Here is a 26,703-nt window from a genome sequence, read left to right on the forward strand (position 1 = left end):
GAAAATTTCAAACTTTGGAAGTGTCCATTTGGAAAAACAGAACAATTGGCGACGTCAGACATTCGAACTGGATGTGCTACGGACCTTCGTCACTGGCGTAGAGCTCAACAGTTTCATCCGCGCCGGCGACCGGCTCGGACGCTCGGCGTCGGCCATCAGCCTGCAGATGCGCAAGCTGGAGGAGCAGGTGGGACAGCCCCTCCTGCGCCGCCAGGGACGCGGCCTCGTGCCGACCGAGGCGGGAGAGCTGCTGCTCGGCTATGCGCGACGGTTGCTGCAGTTGAACGACGAGACCTTTGCGGCTCTTTCTCAGTCGGCGACACTGGACGGACATGTGCGGCTCGGCATTCCCGAGGATCTTGCGGAAACATGGCTAGCGCCGCTTCTCGCGCGCTTTGCCGAGATCCATCCGCGTGTCCGCCTGGAGGCACGGGTCGACAGCAGCAGGAGCCTGCAGTCCGATTTCGAGAGTGGTCGGCTGGACCTTGCCCTGACATGGGCAAGCGCGGGCGGCATGCAGGGCCGCGTGGTTGCCGAAATGGACATGGTCTGGATTGGTCATCCGGAATGGCGTCATGATCACGAAACGCCCGTGCCGCTGGTGCTGTTCGATCCGCCCTGTGCCTTTCGCGAGCGTGCCACGGCATCCCTGGACAGAGCCGGAATCGCGTGGTGGCCGGCCTTCACCAGCCGCAGTCTGACCGGGCTGCACGCGGCTGTCCGCGCTGGCCTTGGGCTGACGGCGCGCATCAAGGAGAACGTCCCCGCAGGACTTTCCACGCAAGGAGCAGGTCTGCCGAAGCTAGGTGCCATCACTCTTGCCCTGCATGCCGATGCCGAAGCGACACCCGCCGTGAGGGCGCTGCAGCGCGAGATCCTGGAGCGGTTACCGGCAAAGCCATGACGCTCACCTTTTTCCCGTCCCGATGATCTCTATATAGGGAAGAGCAACATCATCGGGTTCCACACTTGCCGCCATCCCTTACCTCGCTCAAAGACGATACGCTGATTGCGCTCGATACGCTGGCCGACCGCGCCTCCGGCCTCGTCCATCCCACCCTCCGGCTCGGCGTCACCGGCCTGTCGCGGGCCGGCAAGACGGTGTTCATCTCCTCGCTCGTGCACAATCTGCTGCATGGCGGCCGCCTGCCCCTGCTGGAGGCGGTGCGGTCGGGCCGCGTCTCCGCCGCCCGGCTGGAGCCGCAGCCGGACGATGCCATCGCCCGCTTCCAGTACGAGGATCACATCCAGGCGCTGGTGCGCGAACGGGTCTGGCCGGCCTCCACCCGGGCGATTTCCGAACTGCGCCTGACGCTCGACTACCAGAGCGCCAGCGGCTGGGGCCGTTTCTTCTCGCCCGGCCGGCTCTCCATCGATATCGTCGATTATCCGGGCGAATGGCTGCTGGACCTGCCGTTGCTGGCCCAGGACTATCGCGGCTTCAGCCGTGCCACGGTGGAACTGGCCGGCACGGGCATCCGCCGCGACCTCGCGCGCGACTGGCTCGGCCTTGCCGGCACCCTGTCCGCCACGGCGCCGGCCGACGAGATGACGGCGCGCCGGCTGGCGGAAAGCTTTGCCGCCTATCTGAAGGCCTGCAAGGCGGACGAGCGCTCGCTCTCGACGCTGCCACCCGGCCGTTTCCTGATGCCCGGCGATCTCGACGGCTCGCCGGCGCTGACCTTCGCGCCGCTGCCCGCCCTGCCGGAGGGCCGCTTCGAGAAAGGCAGCCTGGCTGCCATGATGGAACGCCGTTTCGAGGCCTACAAGACAGTGGTGGTAAAACCCTTCTTCCGCGAACATTTTGCCCGGCTCGACCGGCAGATCGTGCTGATCGATGCGCTGCAGGCTCTGAACCGGGGGCCCGAGGCCGTGCAGGATCTGGAACGGGCACTGTCGGATGTGCTCGCCTGCTTCCGCCCCGGCACCAATTCGCTGCTGTCTTCCCTGCTCGGCCGCCGCATCGACCGCGTGCTGGTCGCCGCGACCAAGGCGGATCATCTGCACCACGAAAGCCATGACCGGCTGGAGGCACTGACCCGCAGGCTGGTCGATCGCGCCATCGAACGCATCGGCATGGCGGGTGCGGGCATCGAGGTGATGGCAATCGCCTCGGTCCGGGCCACGCGCGAGGCGACGGTCCGGCAGAATGGCGAATTGCTGCCGGTCATCACCGGCACGCCGATGGCCGGCGAAACGATCAATGGCGAAATCTTCGACGGCAATCGCAAAACCGCGATCTTTCCCGGGGACTTGCCGGAAAAACCGGATTCACTTTTTCAGGCGGTTGAATCGCTTTCTGAAGCCGGGCCGCTGCCGCATTTGAACATCGTCCGCTTCCGCCCGCCGGCGGTGGAGGAAAATGCCGGCGGCATCCGGCTTTCGGTGCCGCATATCCGTCTCGACCGCGCCCTGCAGTTCCTGATCGGCGACAGGCTGGCCTGACATGCCGGCGCCGAAGAGAACCGACAGCACACCGCCAGCCGAAGGCCGCCCCCCAAGGGGCCGAACGGCAAGGAGCCGAAGATGAGTGACGAGACCCCGCGCCGCCGCCCCGGCGCCTTCGATCTGCCCGAGAACGAGCGCAAGCCGACCGCGCCGCTGCGCCTGCCGCGCAGTTTCGACGACGGCTTCACCGTGACCCCCGATGCCGAGGATCCCTTCGTGACGCCGCCGGAACTCGCCGCTGCCGAAGCCGCGGTGGCGACACCCCGCAAACATGGCTTCTCCTGGGGCAAACTTGCCCTTGGCGCACTCGGCACCTTCCTGTCGCTCGCCTTCTGGCTGTGGGCAGACCAGGTGGTGCGCGACCTGTTCTCCCGCGCCGACTGGCTGGGCTATACGGCGGTCGGCGTTCTGGCGCTCGGCGTGCTGGCGCTTGCCGTCGTCGTCGGGCGCGAGGTGGCGGGTCTGCTGCGCCTTGATGCCGTGCAGGCCATCAAGGCGGAGGCGCAGAGTGCACGCCGAAACGCAAGCCAGAAGCCGGCCCGCGCGCTGGTCGCACGGCTCGACACGCTGCTTGCCCACCGCGCCGAAACGGCACGCGGCCGCGCCACGCTCAACGCCACCCGGGACGACATCATCGACGGGCCACATCTGATAGAACTGGCGGAACGGGAACTGCTGGCGCCGCTCGACCGGCAGGCGCGCGCCCTCATCCTGGCCAGTTCCCGCCGCACCTCGGTCGTCACGGCGGTCAGCCCGCGGGCCGTCGTCGATCTCGCCTATGTGCTGTTCGAGGTGACGCGACTCGTGCGGGCCATGGCGGAGCTTTACGGCGGCCGGCCCGGCACGCTTGGTCTTCTGCGCCTGCTGCGCGACGTGATCGCCCATCTCGCCGTCACCGGTTCGATTGCTGTCGGCGATGGGCTTGCCCAGCAGGTGCTGGGACACGGGCTGGCGGCAAAGCTGTCGGCCCGGCTGGGCGAAGGCGTGATCAACGGCCTGCTGACGGCGCGAATCGGTATCGCCGCCATGGATCTGTGCCGCCCGCTTCCCTTCACCGCGCTGAAACGGCCGGGCATCGGCGATTTCCTCGGCGACCTGACAACCCTGTCCGGCGCCAGAAACGGCGAACGGACGGAGTGAGAACGGGCCGCAAAAGGCCAATCTAAACCCTCCATTAACCATCCCTCGGCTAGTGTGACGATCGATCAGGACGTCGCTCGCCCAAGGAAAGTTTCATGGTTTCGCGCATCTTTTCCCGAAATGGCGGGCTCTTTGCCGCCGTATCGATGGCACTCGCCGTCACCCTTCAGCCGGCCGTTGCCGCCGAGGCCGACCAGGCCTTCTTCGCATCCGCCGCCGGCACCTGGAAAGGTCCCGGCGAAATCGTCGCCGGCAAGTACAAGGGCACGAAGTTCACCTGCGACCTGACCGGCGAGGCGAGCGCCGACGGCGATGCCGGCATCAAGCTCGACGGAACCTGCCGCGTCGGCGTGTTCAAGCAGCCGATGTCGGCCGTCATCACCCAGGCAGGCGTCAGCTACAAGGGCAAGTTCCTCGATGGCGCGGAGGGCAAGGGCCTCGACATCGTCTCCGGCATGGTGGATGGCGACCGCATGGTCGTCGGCCTCAACCGGGCCAAGCTGGATGGCGCCATGGTGGCGCGCATGCAGGACCGCAATGCGATGAACGTCACGATTTCCGTGAAGGTCGAAGACCAGATGGTGCCGGTGATCGGCCTGTCGCTGACCCGCGAGACGGACCCGATCGCCGTGGGCTCGATCAAGCCCTGATCCGTCAGCCACGCCACCAGTCGGTGGCTTCGTCCGCCACCACGATGCCTACCGTGTCGGCCTGGTCCAGCCAGGCCGAAACCGTCTTGCCAAGCACCATCAGCTCCGGCGCGATGTCGGCAAGCGGCATCAGCACGAAGCCGCGCTCCACCATGCGCGGATGCGGCACGTCCAGCCCTTCCTCATGCACCTGACAGTCGCCATAGGTCAGCAGGTCGATATCGATCGTGCGCGGTCCCCAGCGTTCCAGCCGCACCCGTTTCATGCCGCGCTCGATCGAGAGGCACAGATCCAGCAGATCCTTGGGCGACAGCCGCGTCTCGATCAGCGCGCAGCTGTTGAAGAAATCCGCCTGATCGATCTTGCCCCAGGGCGGCGTGCGGTAAAGCCGCGACACCGCGCGCACGCGACAGTCGTCGCGGCCATCCAGCGCCTGCAGTGCCGCAGCCATGGCCGTGCGCGGATCGCCGATATTGCCACCAAGCCCGAGCGTTGCCCGCTGCCAGTCCGCAAGGGCCGCGCCTGTTTCAGGGACGGTATTCAACACGCACCTCGACATGATCCAGGATTCCGGGGATCGGCACACTCGGCTTGCGCACGGTGATCGCCGCGCGGACGATCTGCGGGAAACGGGCACAGAGCGCAAGCGCCACGTCATGGGCCAGCGCCTCGATCAGCGCACGGCGCGTGGAGGTCACCACCTCCTCGATCACCGCAAAGGCATGGCCATAATGCATGGTGCTGTTCAGATCGTCCTCGGTCAGCGCGGCACCTGCCGGCACGTCGAGTTCCGCATCGATGAAGAATCGCTGCCCGAGAACCGATTCCTCCTTCAGCACGCCGTGGCGCGCATAGAAGGCGCAGTTCTTCAGGGTAATCGTGTAGACACTCACGCCTGTCTCTCCTTGTGCGCGGCCTCGTGCCGGGCGCCGTCCGTGCGCGCGGCAAGCACCGCATCGGCCATCAGCAGCGCATCGCGATTCGTTGCCACATTGTGGACGCGGAAGATCGATGCACCGCAGAGCCGCAACAGTGCAGTGGTGGCCGCCGTTCCCACATCGCGGTCGCCCGCCTGGTCCCGCCCGGTCACCGCCCCGATGAACCGCTTGCGCGAAGTGCCGACCAGCCAGGGAAGGCCGATGTCCTGCAGCTCGTGGAAGCGCGCCATCAGCTGAAAATCCTCGTCGCGGTTCTTGGCAAAGCCGAAGCCCGGATCGAGCACGATCGCCTCGCGGCGGACGCCGGCCTCGTCGGCCAGTGCCAGCTGCCGCTCGAAGAAGATCCGCTGATCGGCCACCACGTCGGCCACCTTGTCCGCCTCGCGGCCGCGGCCCGTATGCATCATCACCAGCCCTGCCCCGGTCTCCGCCACCACCTGAGCCATGTCCGGATCGTGGCGCAGGCCGAAGACATCGTTGACCACATGCGCGCCGGCCGCAATGGCAAGGCGCGCCGTATCGGCACGATAGGTATCCACCGAAATCAGCGCCTCGGTACGGCCGGCAAGTGCCGCGATGACCGGCAGGATGCGGGCCTGCTCCTCGGCGGGAGAAACCGGCTCGGCACCCGGTCGCGTCGATTCGCCACCGATATCGAGAATGGTCGCGCCCTCCTCGACACAGGCCATGGCGTGCTTGACCGCCGCCTCGACGGATAGATGCATACCGCCATCGGAAAAGGAATCCGGCGTCACGTTGATGATCGCCATCAGGTGGCCGGCCGCGCCCAGCGAAAGACTGCGCCCGCCGCCGACCTGCCAGATGCTGTTGCCGGGAAATGTCACGTCGGCTGCGATCCTCATCTCTCACCAGGAAATTTGCAAACGTCTGTTGCGGTGGTAAGCGCTATGCCCCAAGCTTCGGCCAAACTCAATCACACAGGCACCAGAATGTCCGCAGCGCTCGCTCGCAGTCTTGTTCTCCCGGCGTTGCTGTTCCTGCTGATGTCATCCGGCCCGTCGCATGCCGATCCGGCCATCACCAAGACCTATTCCTATTTCAGCATTTCGGGACGTACTGCCGAGGATCTGGATTCCGAACTGGCCCGCCGCGGCCCGCAGACCGGCAGTGCCGGCTTTCGCCATCCGGGCGCGACCGAGATCAAGTTCGGCGGCGACATCACCTATCACGAAAGCGAGGGCAGCTGCGCCGTCGGCGATGTCAACGTCACGCTGAAGACGAAAATCATCCTGCCCCGCTGGAAGAACCGCCGCCGGGCCGAAAACGGCCTTGCCCTGATCTGGGACACGCTGGCGGCCGACATCAAGCGGCACGAGGAACGCCACGCGGAGATCGCCCGCCAGCATGCACGCGATCTGGAAAAGGCGTTGCTGGCCCTGCCGCCGGCGCGCAACTGCGCCATTCTCGAAAGGGAAGTCGGGATGGTCAGCCGGCGCATCATCGACGAGCACGACCGCGACCAGCTGCGCTTCGACATGGTGGAAGCACGCAACTTCGAGGAGCGCATGATGCGCCTGCTGAAGTATCGCAGTCGTGCCTCCCAGTAATATCCGTCCTGCGCGCTTCCGCCCAGGAGACAAGGCAAGGCCCTGCCGCGCATCCGCCCAAAAACTGCGCGTATCGCAAGGTTGCGTGAAACTTGCGCAACCTATGGTGAATGACTGGTTATTTCTTCCAATTGGCTAAATTCGCCGACACTCATATAGTAGCAATCACTGAAGGGGCACGGCAGACAGCAAGGCGCCCCGGATGTTCGGCCCCGTTGTCGCATGTGAGGCGGCGCATGCGACAACGGCCCCCATCACCGGCAGGCGACAATGCCGCCGGCCTGCACCCGAACCGGTGCGGCATCATGCAGAATTCGCGTTCCCCATGTTCTCCTGGCGTATCCCAAGGCTGCGGATGTTCCTCCCTCGTCCGACAGCGATACGCCCGCCTTCGCCTCGTCCGGCGCAAGCCCGGCGAGGCGATTTTTTTTGGGCGTGGCGGGTGCAGCGATTGCGCCGCGTTCAGCCCTGGCGTTCCGGAACGCTGACCACGAGCCCGTCCAGCTCGGCCGTGATCTTGATCTGACAGCTCAGTCTCGAATTGGGACGCACGTCGACGGCAAAATCCAGCATGTCCTCTTCCATCGGCGCCGGGCCGCCGACGGCGGTCATCCAGGCCTCATCGACATAGACATGACAGGTGGCACAGGCGCAGGCCCCGCCACATTCGGCGTCGATGCCCGGAACGGAGTGGCGAACCGCATTCTCCATCACCGTGGAGCCCTGCTCCGCGTCAATGTCAAAGCGTGTCCCGTCGAAGGCGACGATGGTGAGTTGCGTCATGGCGGATCCCTGCGAACTGAAGTCAAAACCGCGTTGTCTTCCGACAAATCGCCGCCCCAGTCAACGTTGCCGCACGGCATCATGACCCCGCACCCGCGAAAGGCGCCGGGCGGTCAGGGGGCCGAGGCTCTGCTCAGCCGGGCCGGCATCCCTGACGGAGCATGCTCAGCGCAGCAGTTTCAGGATGAAATTCTCGGCATCCAGCACCGTTGCCGCCACGGCAGCCCGTGCGGCGGCGCTGTCCGGCTGGCTTTCCAGCGCTTCCGTCGCCTTCACCACGGCAAAGGCGCCGACGGCGTTTGCGGCGCTGCGCAGACGATGCGCTGCGGCCACCACCGCCTCGGCCGGCCGGTCGCCGATCTCGTTCAGCGCCGCCCGCGCCTGGCGGGTAAAGAGCGCCAGCACCTCCGCCTCCAGCGCCTTGTCGCCCATGGTCTGAACCGCCAGATGATCGAGATCGATCGGGCGAGAGGTCGAGGTCGCCGCGCCGCGCCCATTGTCGGGCGCCTCAAATGCAATGTTCACCGAAGCCATGAACAGGTTCATCCCTTTGTTGCCTCCCGGTCAGGTTCGAACCATCGACAACCTGCCGTGGCTCACCGCATCCCGTTCGGACATGCCGGGCGGAGCGGTTCCAGGACAGGACCAATGCGCACCCTTGCCCGAACGTCCCGGGTCAGCCTCGCTATCCCGTTAAATTCCGGCGCAAAAGCGGCAGGTTTTTTGAGAGTATGGTTAATTTCCCGTAACGCGCCCGAAATCAAGGGAAATCCGCTCGGGAAGCGGTTTAAAATCTGTTAACAACGAGTTCGCGCAGAATGTGCAACCAGAGCCAGAATTGTGTCTGGATGCCGAATGTGCCACTACAGTACGATGAAAACTGGTGCGGGCATGACGCCTGTGCCAGCCTGGGTGCCCCGCTCAGCCTTTCTTATGACGTCTTTGACGGGAAAGGCTTCCGGCGGGTTTGAAATGGACCGGACATCCGAGGCCCCGACGGCTGCGGCAGTCCGGCCCGGCAGACGGCCTGTTGCGCCTCTCGCGGCCGGCGCAGCCCCCGTCGGCCGGATGAGTATGGTAACGAGGCGTAACCGCATGGCTAAGAATCCGAACAGCGAGTCGATCGACGAGACGGCCTTCCAGGCGCTGGAAGACGCACTGAAGATCGACTTCAACGACGATCCGCCGGCAACGCCGAAGACGAGGCCCGCTCCCCCTTCGCCGGAGGCATCCGCCGTGCAGGACACCCCAAAGCAGCGCCCCGCCCCGCAAGCCGCCCCCCAAGCCGCCGCCCGCCCGCGCGCGCCGGAAGCGCCGCGGGCCACCGCCCCGGCCGAACCCAAATCTCCCGCGCTCGAACCCGCCAATGACAGCGGCCGGCGCAGCACGTCGAGCATCATGCGCTCGCTGGAAAGCGGCTCCATGCGCTCCTCGCTGCGCAATGCCGGCATCGTGTCGCTGCTGTGGGCCGTGGGCGGCATCGGTCTCGCGCAACTGCTCTATGGCGGCCAGATCTGGCAGACGGGCTCGGTTGCCGATCTCGTGGCCATGCCCGGCCTCGTCGCGGTGATCATTGGCATCATCGTGCCGGTCATGCTGTTCTTTGCCTTTGCCATCATGATGGCGCGCGCGCAGGACCTGCGCAACGCCGCCCGTTCGATGGCCGAGGTGGCGCTGCGCCTTGCCGAACCGGAAACCATCGCCTCCGAGCGCATCATGTCGGTCGGCCAGGCCGTGCGCCGCGAAGTCTCGGCGATGAACGAGGGCATCGAGCGCACCATCGCGCGCGCCACGGAGCTGGAAACGCTCGTGCATTCGGAAGTGAATGCGCTGGAGCGCAGCTATGCCGACAACGAGATGCGCGTGCGCGGCCTCGTGCATGAACTGGGCTCCGAGCGCGATGCGATCGTCAACCACGCGGAGCGCATCCGCACCTCCATCGTCGGCGCGCATGAGCAGATGAAGGAAGAGCTGTCGCTGGCGACCGAAGAGATCGCCGTGCGGCTTGCCACCTCCGGCGAGGCCTTCGCCTCGATGATCGATACCCGCGCCGCCCTCCTGATGGAGAAGTCGAACGCGGCCGGCGAGGCGCTCGGCTCGCTGCTCGCCGCCAAGACGGAGGGCGTCATCGCCGCGCTGAACACCTCCGGCTCGACGCTCGCCGCCGAATTCGATTCCCGCCTGTCGCATCTCGGCTCCACCCTGGCGGAGCGCGGCAACGAGATCCTCAGCCAGTTCGAGACGCGCGCCTCAACGCTGGATGCCAGCACCGACCGGCTGAATGCGGCGCTCAACGAGCGCACCCGCCTGCTCAACGAGACGCTGCTTGCCCGCACCCGCGAGATCAACGAGACGCTGACCGATGGCGAACGCACCATCACCGGCACGCTCGGAACGGTGCTGACCTCGCTGAACCGCTCGCTGGATGAAAAGGGCGCAAGCTTCCGCCAGAACCTGCAGACGGCAGCCGACGATGCCATCATGGATCTCGACCTGCGCACCGGTCTCTTCGAGGAGCGCCTGCAGGGCACGATCGGCCAGCTGAGCGCCACCTTCGATACCGGCCTGGAAGAATTCACCAGTGCCTTCGACCAGCGGTCCGGTTCGCTCGGCACCAAGCTCACCGAAAGCCTTGCCAGCATCCGCGACACGCTGAACGGCGGCACCGATTCGCTTGAGGGCCTGCTGACCAGCAGCGTCGAGCGCATCAGCTCCACCTTCACCGACCATTCACTGGCCATCGCCACCACGCTCGGCACCAGCCAGGAACTGATCGAATCCACGCTGGAAAGCGGCGGCAGTCAGCTGTCGGAGGCGCTCGACAACCGCGCCCGCCGCCTGACCGCCGATCTGGAAGAGCGCAACCGCCTGCTCAACGAAGGCCTGGAAACGCGCAGCCGCAGCCTGATCGAGGATCTCGACAGCCGCAGCCGCTCGCTTGACGACACGCTCGGCCAGCACACGCGTGGCCTCTCCGACAGCCTGGACGAACGCCACCGGCGCTTCTCGGACACGCTGGACGAGCGCACCCGTCAGCTGACCGAAGGCTTCGATGCGCGTGCCCGCGTGTTCGGCGAAAGCCTCGACAATCGCAGCCGCATTCTGGTCGATGATCTCGACCAGCGCACCCAGTCGCTCGACAGCAGCCTGGAGGCCCGCAGCCGCGCCATCACCGAGGGTATCGACAGCCGCAGCCGCAGCCTTGTCGAGGATCTCGACCAGCGCGCCCAGTTGCTGGACAGCAGCCTGGAGGCGCGCAGCCGCCAGATCGCCGACGGACTGGACAACCGCAGCCGCGCGCTGATCGGCGACCTTGACAGCCGCACGCAGGATCTCGACAGCCGCCTCGACGCCCGCGCCAGAGCTTTGACCGACAGCATCGACCAGACCGGCCGGACCCTTGCCGACACTCTCGACGAGCGTTCGCGCGATCTGCTGGAGGGTATCGACAGCCGCGGCAACCGCATCACCGGCGCGCTTGCGGCGCGCACCGCGGAACTGACCGACAGCATCGGCAATGCCCATGAGCGCATCGACGCCGTGCTGGCCGACCGCAGCCAGTCGCTCGCCGGCGCCCTCTCCGATAGTCAGGCCCGTTTCGAGGAGCGCCTGTCCGAACGCTCCGCAAGCCTGATCCAGTCGGTGGAAAGCGGTCACCAGCGCTTTGCTGAGACCTTCGGCACCCGAGCAGACGCCCTTGAAAACACCGTTTCCGGCGCACCGGAGCGCATGGCCGGGCTGCTAGACGCCCGCATTGATGCCATGTCGCGCACGCTGGCCGACGGTCATGGCCGCATCGAATCCGATCTCGGCCGCCGCGTGGATGAATTCGGCCAGATGGTTGCCTCCGGAACGGAGCGCATCGGCGATGCGCTGGACGATCGCACCATGGCACTCAGCGCCACGATCGCCCTCAGCGAGGATCGCCTGACGAGCGTCGTCGAGGAAAAGACCGCCGCGCTGATGGCGACCGTCGAACAGGCCGATTCCCGCATCGGCGACAGCTTCGCACACCGCACGGACGCCCTGCGGTCCGCCTATTCCGACAACCAGCAGCGCCTCGACCAGGCACTCGAAGCCCGCGCCGCCGACCTGTCGCGCACGCTCACCGACGGTCGCGAACGCATCGAGGCCGATCTCGGCCGCCGTGTCGATGAATTCGGCCGGATGCTGACGACGGGCACCGAACGCCTGGGCGATGCGCTGGACGACCGCACCATGGCACTCAGCGCCACGATTGCCCTCAGCGAGGATCGCCTGACGAACGTCGTCGAGGAGAAGACCGCCGCGCTGATGTCGACCGTCGAACAGGCCGATTCCCGCATTGCAGACAGCTTTGCCAGCCGCACCGAGATACTCGGCGCGACCTATGCCGAAAACCAGCAGCGGCTCGACCAGTCGCTTGCCGCCCGCACCGCGGAACTCGGCCGCACGCTCGCGGACGGTCGCGAGCGCATCGAGACCGATCTCGGCCGCCACGTCGACACGTTCGGCCGCATGGTTGCGTCCGGAACCGAGCGTCTCGGCGAAACCCTGGACGACCGCACCATGGCGCTCGGCGCCGCCATCGCCGTCAGCGAAGACCGCCTGGCGGGGATGATGGAGGAAAAGACCGCCGCGCTGATGTCGACGGTCGAACAGGCCGACGGCCGCATCGAGCAGAGCTTCGCCAGCCGTACCGAGATATTGCGGTCCGCCTATGCGGAAAACCAGCAGCGTCTCGACCAGTCCCTGGAAGGCCGCGCGACCGAACTGGCCCGCACCCTGATTGCCGGCCACGACGTGATCGACCGCACGCTCGGCGCTGCGGCGAACCGCATCGAAACCACGCTTACCGACAATGCCGGCCGCTTCGAAACCAGTCTCGACCAGGGCATCGGCCGTGTCGAGACGGCGCTTGGCAGTGGTCACGAGCGCATTTCCGGCGTGGTCGACGGCGCGACCCGCACGCTTACCGAGACCTTCGACAGCGGCCATGAGCGCCTGCGCTCGACGCTCGATGCCGGACACCAGACCTTCTCGACCACGCTCAACGAGGCGCAGGCCAATCTCAGCGATCTGCTGCTGGATCAGGCGACCTCGATCGGCACGACGATCGCCACCAGCACCGGCATGCTCGAAATGTCCCTGGAGAGCCAGCAGGATGCGTTGCGCACGGTCATCGACGGCGCCGGCATGGAACTGGAGGACCGTCTGCGCAATACCGCTGGCGAAATCGCCGGCCGGCTGGGCGATGCCGCCCGCGAGATCACGGCATCGGCCGACCAGTTCTCCAGCCGCGTCGAAGGCACCGTCGGCGGTGTCGCCTCGACGCTGGACGAAACCGGCCGTCGTATCGAAACCACGTTCGGTGGCCTCGAAACCCGTATCCGCAGCCAGATCGGCGACGTTTCCTCGATGGTGGAAGGCGTCGGCCAGCAATTGACGCAGACGCTTGCCGAGCGCACCGAGGCACTGGAACGCGCCAATGCCGCGAGCCTTGAACGCCTGGAAGGCACGCTGAGCCGCGGCACGGAAGAATTCCAGCGCATCAGCAGCGAGGCAACCGACAAGATCAGCGGCTCCTTCGAGGCAGGCACGGCCCGCGTCGACGAGCGCCTGTCGACCATGGACCGGGCAATCTCCATCGGCCTCGACAATGTCAGCCGCACCATCGAGGGCAAGGCCTCGGCGCTGGCCGGTTCGCTGCGCGATGCCGTTTCCACCGCTGCGCGCGAATTCGACAGCGAGGCCATGCGCTCCGCCGAGACGCTGTCGCAGGCCGGTGCGAAGTTTGCCGACGACCTCGGCCAGCGCAATTCCGAATTTGCCCGCGCTCTGGAGGAACGCTCCAACGAGATTACCGGCCGCATCGGCGAGACCCAGAACCGGCTCGCCGGTCAGGCCGCCGCCGTGGCACAGGCCTTCTCGGATGCCGGCAATTCGATCATGAACAAGGTGTCGGAGGCCGAAAGCCTCGTGCAGCGCCAGGTGGGCAGCATCACCGGCGCGCTCGACGAGGCAGGCCGCACGCTCGATGCGCGCGGCTCGGCCATCCGCACCGCGCTTTCCGAAACCGCCGGCGAAATCGGTGCGACGCTTGCGAGCGTCGACAGCACGATTGCCACCCGTGGAGAGAGCATCCGCACTGCGCTCAGCGAGACGACCAGCGAGGTGAATGCCGCGCTTGAGGCCGTTGACCGTGCGCTCGAAGCCCGTGGCGAGGCCATCCGCGCCAGCCTCGACAATCGCTCGCGCGATCTCAACTCGATGCTGTCGGCGAGGTCGGCGGAACTCTCCCGCCTCATCGAGGAAAAGGCACGTCCGCTGGTCGAACAATATGCCGAAACCGGCCGCAGCGCGGCCGAGCGGCTGGCTGCCGCCGCGGACGAGAGCGCCGAGCGCCTCGTTGCCGCCGCCCAGCTCAACGCCCAGCGCCTGCGCAACGAAAACGGATCGCTGGTCGAGGCGATCTCCGCACGCACCAACGAGACCCTGGCCGCCATCAGCGACCGCACCCAGCAGGCCGCCGGCACGATCCGCAGCGTCGAGCACAGCCTCGCCAACAGCGTCAACGATCTCATCACACGGCTGGAAAACAGCAATAGCGGCATCGCCTCCCTGGTGGAGCATGCGGCGCGCGAGATCGGCATGACGGTGGAGCAGGCTGCCGACCGGCTGGCGGATGCCGACCAGAAGCTCGGTCACACGGCCGCCCGCTTCACCGATGTCAGCACCCGCGCCGCCGACATGGTGTCGAGCTCCAGCCGCCTGCTGGAAAACAATGTCGATCGCCTCGGCCAGATTTCCGGCCAGACGCTGTCGCAGGTTGGCGGTATCGTCGGCCGCTTCGAGGAATACAGCACGATGCTCGACCAGGCCTCGTCGCTGCTCGGCGCTGCCCAGTCCAACCTCGCCTCCACGCTCAGCGAACGGCAGGAAGCCCTGCGCACCCTCTCGGTCGGTCTCGTCAAGCGCTCGGAGGAAATCGAGGCCAGCATGCGGGCACTTTCCGGCGTCGTCGACGGCGCCTTCGACCGGGCGGAAGCCCGCTCGGCGGAAGTTGGCGCGTTGCTGCGCCAGAACCTGCAGGGCTCCTTCAGCGACATCAACCGGTCGCTGGGCGAGGCCGAGCAGCGGGCGCAGCAGACGGCGGACGGCATGCGCGCCGCCCTCACCCATGCCAGCGAGGAGGCGCAGCGCGCCATCGAAGGCACGCTGACCGAGGCCGAGAAGCGCTCCCGCCAGCTTGCCGAGCGCATGCGCGGCGGCATTGCCGGCTCGCTTTCCGATGTCGACCGCCTGATGGCGGAGGCCGCCGGCAAGTCCGACGTGGCGGCGGAGCATCTGCGCGAGGCGCTGCGCCAGTCGGTCGAAGAGGCGATGTCCCGCTTTGCCGGTGCAACGGACGAGATTCGCCGCTCCGCCAGCGAAATTCGCCGCGAACTCGACGATACCCGCGCCGAACTGAAGCGCGGCGCCTTCGACCTGCCGGAAGAGGCCAAGGAAAGCGCGGCCGCCATGCGTCGCGCGGTGGCCGAGCAGATCAGGGCCCTGCAGGATATTTCGGCCATTGTCGGCAAGTCCGCCCAGACGCTGGAAGTCTCGCAGCCGGCCGCAGCCGCGCCGCGCCAGCCGGCAGCACCGCAGCCCGGCCATGCGCCGAACCCGGCGCCGGCTGCCCCTGCCCGGCCGCAGCAGAGCGTTTCCTATGGAAACCGTCCGCCGATGGCACCCGCGGCACAGCCGGCACCCCGCCAGGAGCCGACTGCCGGCGGCCTGCGCGGCAGCCTGCCGGTCGACCGAAGCCCGGCCGTTCCGCCACGCCAGCCTGATGCCCCGGCCGCCCGCAGCGAAGGCGGCGGATGGATCAGCGACCTGCTGCGCGGCGCCTCCCGCGAGGAAGCGCCCCAGCCGGCACCCCGCCAGCCGGCCCAGCGTGCCGCCGAACCGCAGGCCCGTGCCGCCGACGGCCGCAACCCGCGCCACATGGTCGAGTCCCTCAACTCGCTGTCGGTCGATATCGCCCGCGCCATCGATCACGACGCGTCGGTGGAGCTGTGGCGGCGCTACCAGCGCGGCGAACGCGACGTGTTCACCCGCCGGCTCTATACGCTGAAGGGCCAGCAGACCTTTGACGAGATCAAGCGCAAGTATGACCGCGAGCCGGAATTCCGCACCGCTGTCGACCGCTACATCGCCGATTTCGAGAAGCTGCTGAACGACGTTGCCCGCACCGACCGCGACCGCAGCGTCACCCAGAGCTACCTGACCTCCGATACCGGCAAGGTGTACACCATGCTCGCTCACGCCGCCGGCCGCTTCAACTGAGCGGCAGGCAATGCGGCTGCCATACGCCACGGGCTTCTGTCTGACGATGGAAGCCCGTGTTTTTTTGGCCATGGTCGCTGTCGATGATCCAACGGATCAGTCACGGGCAGAGGGTGGCAACGTTCTCGACAAGCGCTTGTCTTGCCTCGCATCATGTCAAAGCCGGACGACACGCCCGGCCCAACAGGGACTTATCCATGTTTGCCGATCAGTCGTTCAGCATTCCCGTCGATCAGATCGAATGCGGCTGCCGAGGCCGGTTCGAACTCCGGCAGGATGTAGAACAGCGCCGGCAGCAGGGATGGGCGGCGCACCTTGCCAGACATGCCGCCATCTTCGACGGAAGCCTGCTTCGGTCTGGACGCTTGCCGCATCAACGGTGCGCGATTGGTCATGGAGGGAAGCCGCACCAGCTATTCCGCCTATGTCGCCACGCGGCATCCGGACTTTGCGGTGGAGCATGCGGGCACCCAGAGAGCCGATCCGCTCGGATTGACCGCGCTCGTGTTGACTGCCGACGAGCAGGTGATCGTGACCCGTCGAAGCCTCACGGCGGAGCAGAACCCGGGGGCGCTTTATCTGATTGGCGGCTATGCGCTTCCTCCGCAAGAGGATGGTGAGCTTGATCACTTGCAGGAGATCGCCCGCGAAGTCGAGGAGGAAATTGCGGTCACCGATCTGGTAGCGTCCCGATCCTTCGCCATCGGTCTGGCCTATGACCGGATCTTCTGCCACCCGGAACTGTTCTTCCTGACGGTCAGCCGGTCCGACGCTGAAGCCATCATGACAGGGGCAGAGCATGCGCCAGATCGCAACGAAGCCTCACAGCTGCTTGCCTGCCCGCTCGCCGCGTTTCTTGCCGGCCATACCTCTTTGGGCGACGTGCCGCAAACATGGAGCTTCGTCACCGCGCGCATGCTTCTGGCCCGGCACATGCTGACAACGGAAAATGCGGCGTTCTGACGTCACGCAGGACCGGCCGGGGCTAACCCCGCGGCCACGCTCACCTTCCCGGCCTTGATCACCTGGCGAGATCGCCCAGGCCAGCGCGCTTTACAACGAGCGCAACGTCCAGTCGACGATCTCGCTGCCCACCTTGGCAAAGGCGCGGTTGATGGCGGCGACAAACTGGTCGTTCGCCTCGCCCGATACCGGCACGCTGGCGCGGAACACGTTCTGCGCCTTGATGGTGCCATTGCGGTCGTTGAGCAGCTTCGCCGAGATTTCCACCGTCGCCATCCGTGGTCCGGACGTGCTCACCTCGAAGGCGCGGATGTCGGTCACGACCTGGTAGTCAATCGCCAGCCCCTGCCCCGGAATCCCGACACCGGCCAGCTTGCGGCTGTTTTCGAAGGCCTCCACCAGCTTGGACTGCACCATGCGCGGCAGGCGGTCGCCCCAGCGGGAATTGGCGAGATACTGGATCTCGGAGGGCGACACGCGCACCACCACCTGATCGCTGTCGAGCAGCTTCAGGGCGGTCGGCTCCGGCACCAGGATCTGCCGGCTGCGGGCGGGCGGGCCGTCGGCCACCGGCGTCAGCGCCAGGTCGAAGGTGTCGTTGCTGGTCTGCGTGCCGCAGCCGGCCAGCAGCAGCGCCATCAGCGGCAGCGCGAGGAAGGAGCGGGCTTTCACCGGTCCCTTGATGGTGTGGGTTTCCGTCATGCTCGTCTCACTCTTCCACTCAACGCCGCGTCCTGCCGTCATATTCCTTCACCGTGTCGCCACCGAAAATCAACCGTTGCGGGTTCTGGTCGAAGTTGGTGATGGTCTGATTGAGGTTATCCACAGCCCGGCGCGTATCGCTGACCAGGGACTGCACGTCGCGCAGCCCAGTGCCGGAGAAGCGCGTCAGGTTGTCGGCAATCGGGCCGATGCGCGCATTCAGGTTGTCGGCGGTGGCGCGGATCGATTCCAGCGTCTTCTGCGCCTCGGCAAACAGGCCCTGCGAATCCGATCCGCTCACCATGCCGTCCACCTTGGCGAGAATGCCGTCGACGCGGCTCGATGCCTGATTCAGTTTCTGAGCCAGTTGCGTGAAATCCTCGATCGCCTTGTTGATTTCGTCGCGACGATCCGCAACGCCATCCACCACCTCGCGGGCAGACGCAATGGCGCTGCGGGCATCGGCGCTGGCGTCCGTGATGTTGCTTACGGCATGGTTCACCTTGTCGGCATCGACGGCGGCCAGCAGCGTGTCGGCACGCTTCAGCACCGATTGCGCCTCGACGCCCGCCTGGTTGAAGCCGGTGGCAGCCTCGCGCACCTGCGACATGATCGTGTCGAGCTGCCCGGTCGACTGGGCAATGTCACCGGTCACCTTCTCCGCATTCGAGACGATGTTGTTGATTTTGTTGGCATCGATGGCACGGACCAGCCCGTCGACGGCCTCCAGCGTCGAATCCAGCCGGTCGGAGACGCGGTTGAACGTGCCGGCCAGCGTCGACAGGCTCTTCAGGAAGTCGTCGATCGCGTCGGAATTGGCACTGAGGGCACCGGTAAAGGCCTCCGCATGCTCGATGGTGCGTGTCAGCGGACCGCGCGCATCCGTGACGAAGCCCTGGATCTGACCGATCGCGTCATCGGCGCGCTGCAGGATCTTGTCGGCGGTGGCCAGCAGGTTGGTAACGCTCGACTGGTCGGCGATCAGCACGGCCGGACGTCCCGTCTCCTCCGCCTTCTTCAACAGGTTGTCCTCGCCGGTGCGCCCGCCGGACAGTTCGATATAGGCCGCGCCCGTCAGGCCCTGCACTTCCAGCACCGCCTTGGTGGAGGGATAGATCGGCGAGGATGTCTGCACCTCGGTGAAGGCAATCGAATAGCGCGGATCTTCCGGATCGATCGACAGGCTGCGCACGGAGCCGACCTGAATACCGTTGAAGCGCACCGCGGAGCCGACCGACAGGCCGTTGGCCGAGCCCGGAATGCGGATCGCCAGCTCCGACATGGGACCACCGCGGCCATACTGCGCCATCCAGTAGACGAAGCCGAAGGCGGCCGCGACAACCAGCAGCGTGAAGAAACCGACGATGGCGTAATTGGCTTTCGTTTCCATGTTCCTATGACTTTCCTGGCACTTGGCCGGCATTCTGGCCGTCGGTAACGATGCTGCGGGCGCGCTTGCCACGGAAATAGGACTGCACCCACGCATCGTCGCAGGCGAGCATATCATCCAGCGTGCCCTCCACCAGCACCCGCTTCTTGCCCAGCACCGCAATGCGGTCGCAGACGGAAAAGAGGCTGTCGAGGTCGTGCGTGACCATGTAGACCGTCAGGCCCAGCGTATCGCGCAATCGTGCAATCAGCATGTCGAACTCCGCCGCCCCGATGGGATCGAGACCGGAGGTCGGTTCGTCGAGGAAGACCAGCGCCGGATCGAGCGCCAGTGCGCGCGCCAGCGCCGCCCGCTTGATCATGCCACCCGACAGTTCCGACGGGTACTTGTCGGCGGCATCAAGCGCGAGCCCCACCATGTCGATCTTCAGATAGGCCAGTTCGTCCATCAGCGATTGCGGCAGGTCGAGATATTCGCGCATCGGCAGCTGGATGTTCTCCTTGACCGTCAGCGAGGAAAACAGCGCGCCTTGCTGGAACAGCACGCCGAGCTGCATGTCGAGCGCCATGCGCTGCCGCTGGTCGGCCTTTTCGTAATCGACGCCGAGGATATGGATCGAGCCGGAGCGATGCGGCAGAAGCCGGAGCACGGTGCGCATCAAAACCGACTTGCCGGTGCCGGAGGCCCCGACGAAGCCGAGGATCTCGCCGCGATAGACGTCGAGGTCGAGATGTTCCAGAACGGTCTTCTGGCCGAAGCCGACCGTCAGGTCGCGCACCGAGAGGATCACCCGCTCGTCCTGCGGGCGCTCCGTCGCCTCGATTGCCTGGTCCTGAACTGCCATGCGCATCCCTGGTTCAGATCTCACGTCACTGCGGAAACGGCACTCTGCCCGCTTCCCGCATCCATATCCGTCACATTGTCGTCCCGCCGCATGCCGTCCCCCATCCTAGAAGTCGATGGCGGAATAGAAGATGGCAAACAGCGCATCCATCAGGATCACCACGAAGATCGATTTCACCACCGAGGCCGTAACGTGCTGTCCGAGCGATTCGGCGCTGCCGCCGACCTTCAGTCCCTCGACGGCGGAAACGATGCCGATCGCCAGCGCCATGAAGGGAGCCTTGATCATGCCGGCGGCCACCGAGGAATAGTCCACCGCCTCGTGCAGGCGACCGAGAAAGGTTTCGAAGGTGATGCCCGAATAGAGCCAGGTGACGATCGAGGCACCGTAGAGAGCCGCGAAATTGGCGATGATCGTCAGAAGCGGCAGCGCGATCGTCAGCGCCACCAGACGGGGAAACACCAGCACGCCGACCGGATTGAGGCCGATCACCGTCAGCGCGTCGATCTCCTCGCGCATCTTCATCGAGCCGATCTCGGCCGTGATGGCGCTGCCGGAACGGCCGGCGATCATGATCGCGGTCAACAGCACGCCGATCTCGCGCAGCTGCAGGATGCCGACCAGATCGACCACGAAGAGCTCCGCGCCGAAATAGCGCAGCTGGAAGGCGCCCTGCTGGGCAATGATCGCGCCGATCAGGAAGGACATCAGCACGATGATCGGCACCGCGCGCACACCCATGCGGTCGATATGGGTGACGACCGAGGCCGGCGTCACGCCGGTATTGCGCCCCAGCTTCATCTGGGCGCCGGCCACCGCCGAGCCCAGGATGTTCATGCCCGCCACCGTGTCGCGGTAGAGTTCGACCACCGTCATCCCGACCGGCGAGAACAGCCGGTCGAACAGCCGGGCACGCGGTCCATCGCCTGCAGGCGGAACCGGTGTCTTGTCCGGCAGCACCTCCAGCAGGTCCTTCAGCGCCTGGCTGGCGCCAAGCAGCACCACGTCCGCGCCCGCCTGCTGCCGGCTCGTCACCAGCCGGCGGATCAGCCAGCCGCCGGCGGTATCGACATGCTCGATGCCGGAAACGTCGAGTTCCAGGCGCCCCGCTCCGCCCCGCTTCCCGATGGACAGGATCTGGCCGGCCACGGCGGAAATTCCACGGCTGCGCCAGTCGCCGGACAGCACCAGACGCTGCTCCGCTCCCGCCGAATCGTCCTGTTCGATGATGGCTTGCGGACCGTTGGCCCGCTTGGGCTTCATATGCATATATCGCTGCTCGGGCGCACGGTTGTTCCCACCGATGAGAGGCGCAATATAGCCACCGGTTGGGGAATTGCCATGCAGGCATGGCGCAAAAGGCGGCTGCGTCACCACAAAGCCACAACGAATTGAAGGAAAAGGCGCTTTTCGGCGCGCAACGGCAGCAGCGCCGGCCGGGCATTCACCGCTGGGTGGCAGCGGCGGTCGAGGCCCTGCGCCCGGCCAGCAGCACGAGAAGCAGGCCACAGGCCGCCGTCAGCGCCATGGCATAATAACCCTCCTGGCCGAACTGCCGGTAGATCACGCCAGACAGGAAGGTGGAGGCGGCAAGAAACGCGCCGGTATAGAAGAAATAGGCCCCCTGCACCGTCGATTCCTGACTCTCGTGCACGGTCTCGACAATCTTCTGCTGCATGCCGAAATGCAGGAAGGCGAAGCTGAAGGCATGGCTGCATTGCAAAAGCAGCGCGGCGGCAAAGCCGATCGGCTGAACGAACAGCACCCAGCGCAGGATCGCCACCACAGAGCCGAACAGCATCAGCCGGATCGGCGAGACGCGGCGCGCGATGCGGCTGGAGAGGAAGAAGAAAAGGATCTCGGCCATCACGCCCGCCGACCACAGAAGGCCGATCTGGGAGCCGGAAAAGCCGATGCTTTCCCAGTGAATGGCGGAAAAGGCGTAGTACATTCCATGCGTGGACTGCACCACGGTGCAGCCGATCATCAGCAGGTGCAGCGACGGCGCCGGCACGGCTGCGCCCGTTCGCGCCTGTACCTGTGCCGGCGGCCGGGCGGCTGCACGTCCAAGCCTCGGCACGGCAAGCGCGGCCACCAGCGTCACCGAAAAGGCCAGCGTCACGGCCAGCGGCACCACGGCGGCGGAAAAGTGCGAAAGCGCCTGCCCGGCCAGCAGCGTCATCACCACGAAGCCGATCGAGCCCCACACCCGGATCGTGCCGTAGCGGAAGCCCCAGCGGCGCACGCCCATCACCGTGATCGATTCGAGAACCGGGGTGAAGGGCGCAAAAGCCGCCCCCTGAATGCAGAAGATCACCAGGACCAGCCAGAAACCCTGCGCCACCATCAGCGCCAGCGCGGCGGCAATCGACAGAAGCGAGGAGAAGAGCAGGATTCGCGCCCGTTCCGACAGCCGGTCCGCCAGGAGGCCGGCCAGCGGCGCGCTGATGATGCGCAGCACGATGGGCAGCGACAGGATGAGACCGATCTCCACGTCGTTCAATGCCAGCGAACGCAGCCAGACGGGGAAATAGGGCAGCAGGATGCCGTTCACGCCGAGGGCGGCCGCGTAGCCGAAGGCACAGCGACCGGCAAACAGGGGCGGAACGGCGGTCTTGGACGCGGAGGCTGAAGATACGGGAACTTGGGCCACGGGGGCTCCGGTATGGCATCGGGCGGGATGCCACAGCCTCTAGCATGCGCGATGCGCGCTGCCTATCCGCCAATTGCACGGCAGAGTGCATGCGGCGGAGCTGCGCTTGCTCAGGCGGCCTGCATGTCACCGGCAGGCGACACCATCGCCGGTGGGATCGCAACCGGTTCCATCGCGTCGCTCCGGCCCTGGCCGAGGCCTGCCCGCTGCCAGTTGATCAGCTCGAAGGTGCCGTCCATGTGTTCGGCAATCGCCGTGCAGCTTTCCACCCAGTCGCCGGTGTTGATGTAGCGGATGCCCTCGATATCCTCCATCACCGCATGGTGGATATGGCCACAGATGACGCCATCCACCTGATGGCGGCGGGCCTCCTCGGCTACCACCTTCTGGAATTCGCCGATGAAGTTCACCGCCTGCTTCACCTGCAGCTTGGCCCAGGCCGAAAACGACCAGTAAGGCAGGTTCAGGCGCCGCCGGACCGCAGCCAGCACCACGTTGATGGCAATGGCGGCGTCATAGGCCCAGTCGCCCAGATAGGCGAGAAGCCGGATGTTGCGCACCACCACGTCGAACTCGTCGCCATGCAGCACGAGATATTTCTTGCCGTCGGCCGCCTCGTGCACCGTGCGCTCCACCACCTCGATGCCGCCGAAGTGAATGCCCGGAAAGTCGCGCAGGAATTCGTCGTGATTGCCGGGAATATAGACGATGCGGGCACCCTTGCGGCCCTTGCGCAACAGCTTCTGGATCACGTCGTTGCAACCCTGCGGCCAGTACCAGTTGCGCTTCAGGCGCCAGCCGTCGACGATATCGCCGACCAGGTAAATGGTGTCAGCCTCGTGATGACGCAGGAAATCCAGCAGGAAATCGGTCCGCGCGGCCTTCGATCCCAGGTGAACATCGGAAATGAACAGAGTCCGGAAATGACGTGTCTCGGCTGCCTCGGTCACGAAATTCACCCTTTCTTCACGCACCGCCCTCAACCGTTCAAAACCAGACTCGTTTATCAGGAACATGACAACCGGGGCGGATAAGGGCCGCCGCGCCTTCGCGAGTGCGAAAATCGGCGGTTGCGCCACATTTTTCGCCGGTGATCACCGATATTTCAGTGCTGTTCCTCCACGCTGTTTGATGTAAGAGACCCCTTAGACGAAAGACTGACAAAGGAGATGGCGATGGAGCAGCAGCAGAAGGGGATGTCGGAAACCACCCCGGCCAAGGCGGACCTGGACGAACAGGCGCTTTTCTTCCACCGCTATCCGCGCCCCGGCAAGCTGGAGATCGTCGCCACCAAGCCCCTCGGCAACCAGCGCGACCTGGCACTTGCCTATTCGCCGGGCGTCGCCGCCCCCTGCATCGCCATCCGCGACAACCCGGAAACCGCGGCCGACTATACCGCACGCGCCAACCTGGTCGCGGTGATCTCCAACGGCACGGCCGTGCTCGGCCTCGGCAATATCGGACCGCTCGCCTCCAAGCCGGTGATGGAGGGCAAGGCCGTCCTCTTCAAGAAGTTCGCCGCGATCGACGTGTTTGACATCGAAATCGCCGCCGACACCGTCGACCAGATGGTCTCGACCATTTCGGCACTGGAGCCCACCTTCGGCGGCATCAATCTCGAGGATATCAAGGCTCCGGAATGTTTCGAGGTCGAGCGCCAGCTGCGCGAGAAGATGAACATCCCGGTCTTCCACGACGACCAGCACGGCACGGCGATCATCGTCGCCGCCGCCATCCTCAACGGGCTGGAACTGGCCGGCAAAAAGATCGAGGACGTCAAGATCGTCACCTCGGGCGCCGGCGCTGCGGCGCTCGCCTGCCTCAACCTTCTCGTTTCGCTCGGCGCCCGGCGCGAAAACATCTGGGTGCATGACATCGAAGGCCTCGTCTACGACGGCCGCAACGTGCTGATGGACCCGTGGAAGGAAATCTACGCGCAGAAGAGCGACAAGCGCATGCTTGCCGAATCGATCGGCGGCGCCGACGTCTTCCTCGGTCTCTCGGCCGCCGGCGTTCTGAAGCCGGAACTGCTCGAACAGATGGCGGAAAAGCCGCTGATCATGGCGCTCGCCAACCCGACGCCGGAAATCATGCCGGAACTGGCGCGTGCGGCGCGTCCCGATGCGATGATCTGCACCGGCCGGTCGGACTTCCCGAACCAGGTCAACAACGTCCTCTGCTTCCCCTATATCTTCCGTGGCGCGCTCGATTGCGGCGCGACCACCATCAACGAAGAAATGAAGATGGCGGCGGTCAAGGCGATTGCCGGCCTTGCCCGCGAGGAAATCTCAGACGTTGCCGCCCGCGCCTATGCGGATGAAACACCGGTCTTCGGACCGAACTACCTCATCCCCTCGCCGTTCGATCCGCGCCTCATCCTGCGCATTGCCCCGGCCGTGGCGAAGGCAGCCGCCGAGACCGGCGTTGCAGCCCGTCCGATCACCGATTTCGACCAATATCTCGACCAGCTGAACCGTTTCGTCTGGCGTTCGGGCTTCGTCATGAAGCCGATCTTCACCAGCGCCAAGCAGGCGGAGAAGAAGCGGGTCGTCTTCGCCGAAGGCGAGGACGAGCGCGTGCTGCGCGCCGCCCAGGTGCTGCTCGAGGAAAAGACCGGCATCCCGATCCTCATCGGCCGCCCCTCGGTTATCGAGGCGCGCCTGAAGCGGTTCGGGATCCGCATTCGCCCGAATGTCGATTTCGCCGTGGTAAACCCGGAAGACGATCCGCGCTACCGCGATTACGTGGATGACTATTTCGCGCTCGTCGGCCGCGCCGGCATCAATCCGGAAGCGGCCCGCACCATCGTGCGCACCAACAACACGGTGATCGGCGCGCTGTCCGTCAAGCGCGGCGAGGCGGATGCGCTGATCTGCGGCGTCGAAGGCCGTTTCGACCGGCACCTCAAGGATGTCGGCCAGATCATCGGCAAGCGTCCGGGCGTCAAGGCCTTCTCCAGCTTGAGCCTGCTGATCACCCAGAAGGGTCCGGTCTTCTTCACCGATACCTTCGTCAACTACAATCCGACGCATGAGGAGATCGCCGAGATCACCGTGCTCGCCGCGCAGGAAATCCGCCGCTTCGGCATCACGCCCAAGGCAGCGCTGATCTGCCATTCGAACTTCGGCTCGCGCAATTCCGAAAGCGCCCGAAAGATGCGCGATGCGCTGGAACTGGTGCGCGAACGGGCGCCGGATCTGGAAGTGGATGGCGAAATGCAGGCCGGCTCGGCACTCTCGGAAACGCTGCGCAAGCGCGCCATGCCAAACAGTGCGCTCTCCGGCGAGGCCAATCTTCTCGTCTTCCCGAATCTCGATGCGGCCAACATCTCGCTCGGCATTGCCCGCAGCATGATGGACGCGCTGCATGTCGGGCCGATCCTGTTGGGCGCGGCCCAGCCGGCGCATATCCTGTCGACCTCGGTCACCTCGCGCGGCGTGGTCAACATGGCGGCGCTTGCCGTGGTCGAGGCTTCGCACGCCGATTTCGCCACCACTGGCTAAAAGGCCCTGACGCCCTAGGTTTCCTGCGTGCCTTTATCAGATTGTCAATGTCGGGGCGGCATTCTGCCGTCCCGACAGACACATGATTGCCGGGAGCCTTTGATGCGGGTGACTTCGCTCCTTTCCATCCTGCTGGCCTTGCTGCCGGCCTCTGCCATGGCAGCCGAAAATGCGGCGCGCTGCCTGTCGCTCGGCAAGCAGATTGCAGCAACCCCGAGGGTGATCGGCAACACGCAGGAGGTGCGCGATTTCGCCCAGGCGCTGACCGAACAGAACCGGGAAATCCGCCAGGTACGGCTTGAGATGCAGGAGCTTGGCTGCCGCATTGGCCAGCCGGACAGCAGCATCCTCACCTATCATGACGGCTATCGCGATCCCTGCCACGACCTCTCCACGACGCTGACCGCGATGGAAAGCAACCGGAGGGCCATCATCGCCCGACGCCAGGGTCCGCAGCAGGTCGTCCGCTCGCTCGGCCGCAGCGAAGCCGATATCCGTAAGGAGATGCGGGCATTGCGCTGTGGCGAGATCGATTTTTCCGCTCTGGAGCAGGAACGGCTGCAGCCGCGACCGGCCGAACTGCCGAAGCCGCCCGCGCCGCCGGCGCCATCGGCCGTATCGGCACCGACGCCGCTGCGCAGCAAGATCGAACCACAGCAGCCGGTGCGCCGCGGCGGCCCGCCGGATCGTCCGTGGGATCCGAGCAAGCCTGTGCGCATGGTCGGCCCGGCCTTCTTCCCGGATGACGACAGGATCGATTTGGCCCATCCGGCCGGTCCCGGCGTGCAGCCGACGCAATAGGCCGGCACGA

21 protein-coding genes are annotated in these 26,703 nt (G+C 65.8%); 9 read left to right on the forward strand and 12 right to left on the reverse strand.

Going from position 1 to position 26,703, the window contains the following annotated elements; all coding sequences use genetic code 11:
* The first annotated feature begins 28 nt into the window (after positions 1 to 28).
* The 4 genes from KLP42_RS21050 to KLP42_RS21065 all read left to right on the forward strand — a co-directional run bounded on the left by KLP42_RS21050 (position 29) and on the right by KLP42_RS21065 (position 4,238).
* Complete coding sequence (locus KLP42_RS21050) at positions 29 to 904, forward strand: LysR substrate-binding domain-containing protein (protein WP_252193140.1); 876 nt, start codon at positions 29 to 31, stop codon at positions 902 to 904.
* Between the two features lie 65 nt (positions 905 to 969).
* Positions 970 to 2,445, forward strand: coding sequence for a YcjX family GTP-binding protein (locus KLP42_RS21055; protein ID WP_215569094.1), 1,476 nt, complete (start codon positions 970 to 972; stop codon positions 2,443 to 2,445).
* A gap of 81 nt (positions 2,446 to 2,526) precedes the next feature.
* Positions 2,527 to 3,588 carry a YcjF family protein gene (locus KLP42_RS21060; protein ID WP_215569096.1) on the forward strand — a complete coding sequence of 354 codons (1,062 nt, stop codon included), beginning with the start codon at positions 2,527 to 2,529 and terminating at the stop codon, positions 3,586 to 3,588.
* Between the two features lie 95 nt (positions 3,589 to 3,683).
* The gene (locus tag KLP42_RS21065; RefSeq protein ID WP_215569099.1) at positions 3,684 to 4,238 is read left to right on the forward strand and encodes a hypothetical protein; all 555 of its coding nucleotides are present in this window, start codon (positions 3,684 to 3,686) and stop codon (positions 4,236 to 4,238) included.
* Between the two features lie 4 nt (positions 4,239 to 4,242).
* Here KLP42_RS21065 and folK read toward each other — a convergent pair whose 3' ends face one another.
* From folK to folP, 3 genes are read right to left on the reverse strand one after another with little or no spacing between them, the layout of a single operon-like run.
* Positions 4,243 to 4,797, reverse strand: coding sequence for a 2-amino-4-hydroxy-6-hydroxymethyldihydropteridine diphosphokinase (gene folK / locus KLP42_RS21070; RefSeq protein ID WP_215569101.1), 555 nt, complete (start codon positions 4,795 to 4,797; stop codon positions 4,243 to 4,245).
* Positions 4,766 to 5,131, reverse strand: coding sequence for a dihydroneopterin aldolase (gene folB, locus KLP42_RS21075; protein WP_215569103.1), 366 nt, complete (start codon positions 5,129 to 5,131; stop codon positions 4,766 to 4,768). Before folB ends, folK begins: the two co-directional genes overlap by 32 nt.
* Positions 5,128 to 6,039, reverse strand: a complete 912-nt coding sequence (folP, locus tag KLP42_RS21080) for a dihydropteroate synthase (RefSeq protein ID WP_252193142.1) — start codon at positions 6,037 to 6,039, stop codon at positions 5,128 to 5,130. The genes folB and folP overlap by 4 nt, the downstream gene beginning before the upstream one ends.
* A gap of 87 nt (positions 6,040 to 6,126) precedes the next feature.
* On the opposite strand from folP, the gene KLP42_RS21085 reads away from it, so the two are divergent.
* On the forward strand, positions 6,127 to 6,744 hold the full coding sequence (locus KLP42_RS21085) for a DUF922 domain-containing Zn-dependent protease (protein WP_502941332.1): 618 nt from the start codon (positions 6,127 to 6,129) through the stop codon (positions 6,742 to 6,744).
* A gap of 462 nt (positions 6,745 to 7,206) precedes the next feature.
* Here KLP42_RS21085 and KLP42_RS21090 read toward each other — a convergent pair whose 3' ends face one another.
* The gene (locus KLP42_RS21090) at positions 7,207 to 7,527 is read right to left on the reverse strand and encodes a 2Fe-2S iron-sulfur cluster-binding protein (protein ID WP_215569107.1); all 321 of its coding nucleotides are present in this window, start codon (positions 7,525 to 7,527) and stop codon (positions 7,207 to 7,209) included.
* A 165-nt stretch (positions 7,528 to 7,692) separates the two neighbouring features.
* Positions 7,693 to 8,061, reverse strand: coding sequence for an Hpt domain-containing protein (locus tag KLP42_RS21095; protein WP_215569189.1), 369 nt, complete (start codon positions 8,059 to 8,061; stop codon positions 7,693 to 7,695).
* 561 nt (positions 8,062 to 8,622) lie between these two features.
* On the opposite strand from KLP42_RS21095, the gene KLP42_RS21100 reads away from it, so the two are divergent.
* Complete coding sequence (locus KLP42_RS21100; protein WP_215569109.1) at positions 8,623 to 15,837, forward strand: apolipoprotein A-IV repeat region-like domain-containing protein; 7,215 nt, start codon at positions 8,623 to 8,625, stop codon at positions 15,835 to 15,837.
* A 191-nt stretch (positions 15,838 to 16,028) separates the two neighbouring features.
* Here KLP42_RS21100 and KLP42_RS26985 read toward each other — a convergent pair whose 3' ends face one another.
* Positions 16,029 to 16,232, reverse strand: coding sequence for a hypothetical protein (locus tag KLP42_RS26985; protein WP_252193144.1), 204 nt, complete (start codon positions 16,230 to 16,232; stop codon positions 16,029 to 16,031).
* Positions 16,233 to 16,290: 58 nt separating this feature from the next.
* Here KLP42_RS26985 and KLP42_RS21105 point away from each other — a divergent pair, with 58 nt between their 5' ends.
* A complete protein-coding gene (locus KLP42_RS21105; protein ID WP_252193145.1) occupies positions 16,291 to 16,800 on the forward strand; it encodes a hypothetical protein in 510 nt (169 codons plus the stop codon).
* 90 nt (positions 16,801 to 16,890) lie between these two features.
* On the opposite strand, the gene KLP42_RS21110 is transcribed toward KLP42_RS21105, so the two are convergent.
* The 6 genes from KLP42_RS21110 to KLP42_RS21135 all read right to left on the reverse strand — a co-directional run bounded on the left by KLP42_RS21110 (position 16,891) and on the right by KLP42_RS21135 (position 23,339).
* Positions 16,891 to 17,502 (reverse strand): ABC-type transport auxiliary lipoprotein family protein, encoded by a 612-nt coding sequence (locus tag KLP42_RS21110; protein ID WP_215569112.1) that lies wholly within the window; start codon positions 17,500 to 17,502, stop codon positions 16,891 to 16,893.
* A gap of 19 nt (positions 17,503 to 17,521) precedes the next feature.
* A complete protein-coding gene (locus tag KLP42_RS21115; RefSeq protein ID WP_215569114.1) occupies positions 17,522 to 18,892 on the reverse strand; it encodes an MCE family protein in 1,371 nt (456 codons plus the stop codon).
* 4 nt (positions 18,893 to 18,896) lie between these two features.
* Positions 18,897 to 19,736, reverse strand: a complete 840-nt coding sequence (locus tag KLP42_RS21120; protein WP_502941333.1) for an ABC transporter ATP-binding protein — start codon at positions 19,734 to 19,736, stop codon at positions 18,897 to 18,899.
* 105 nt (positions 19,737 to 19,841) lie between these two features.
* Positions 19,842 to 20,999, reverse strand: coding sequence for an ABC transporter permease (locus KLP42_RS21125; protein ID WP_215569191.1), 1,158 nt, complete (start codon positions 20,997 to 20,999; stop codon positions 19,842 to 19,844).
* A 181-nt stretch (positions 21,000 to 21,180) separates the two neighbouring features.
* On the reverse strand, positions 21,181 to 22,389 hold the full coding sequence (locus tag KLP42_RS21130; protein ID WP_215569119.1) for an MFS transporter: 1,209 nt from the start codon (positions 22,387 to 22,389) through the stop codon (positions 21,181 to 21,183).
* Between the two features lie 110 nt (positions 22,390 to 22,499).
* A complete protein-coding gene (locus tag KLP42_RS21135) occupies positions 22,500 to 23,339 on the reverse strand; it encodes a UDP-2,3-diacylglucosamine diphosphatase (protein WP_353844904.1) in 840 nt (279 codons plus the stop codon).
* 225 nt (positions 23,340 to 23,564) lie between these two features.
* Between KLP42_RS21135 and KLP42_RS21140 the strand changes: the two genes are divergently transcribed.
* Complete coding sequence (locus KLP42_RS21140; protein WP_215569122.1) at positions 23,565 to 25,892, forward strand: NADP-dependent malic enzyme; 2,328 nt, start codon at positions 23,565 to 23,567, stop codon at positions 25,890 to 25,892.
* 102 nt (positions 25,893 to 25,994) lie between these two features.
* On the forward strand, positions 25,995 to 26,693 hold the full coding sequence (locus KLP42_RS21145) for a hypothetical protein (protein ID WP_215569124.1): 699 nt from the start codon (positions 25,995 to 25,997) through the stop codon (positions 26,691 to 26,693).
* Positions 26,694 to 26,703 lie beyond the last annotated feature (10 nt).

It is taken from the genome of Rhizobium sp. CSW-27 (assembly GCF_018760785.1).
GTDB lineage: Bacteria > Pseudomonadota > Alphaproteobacteria > Rhizobiales > Rhizobiaceae > Neorhizobium.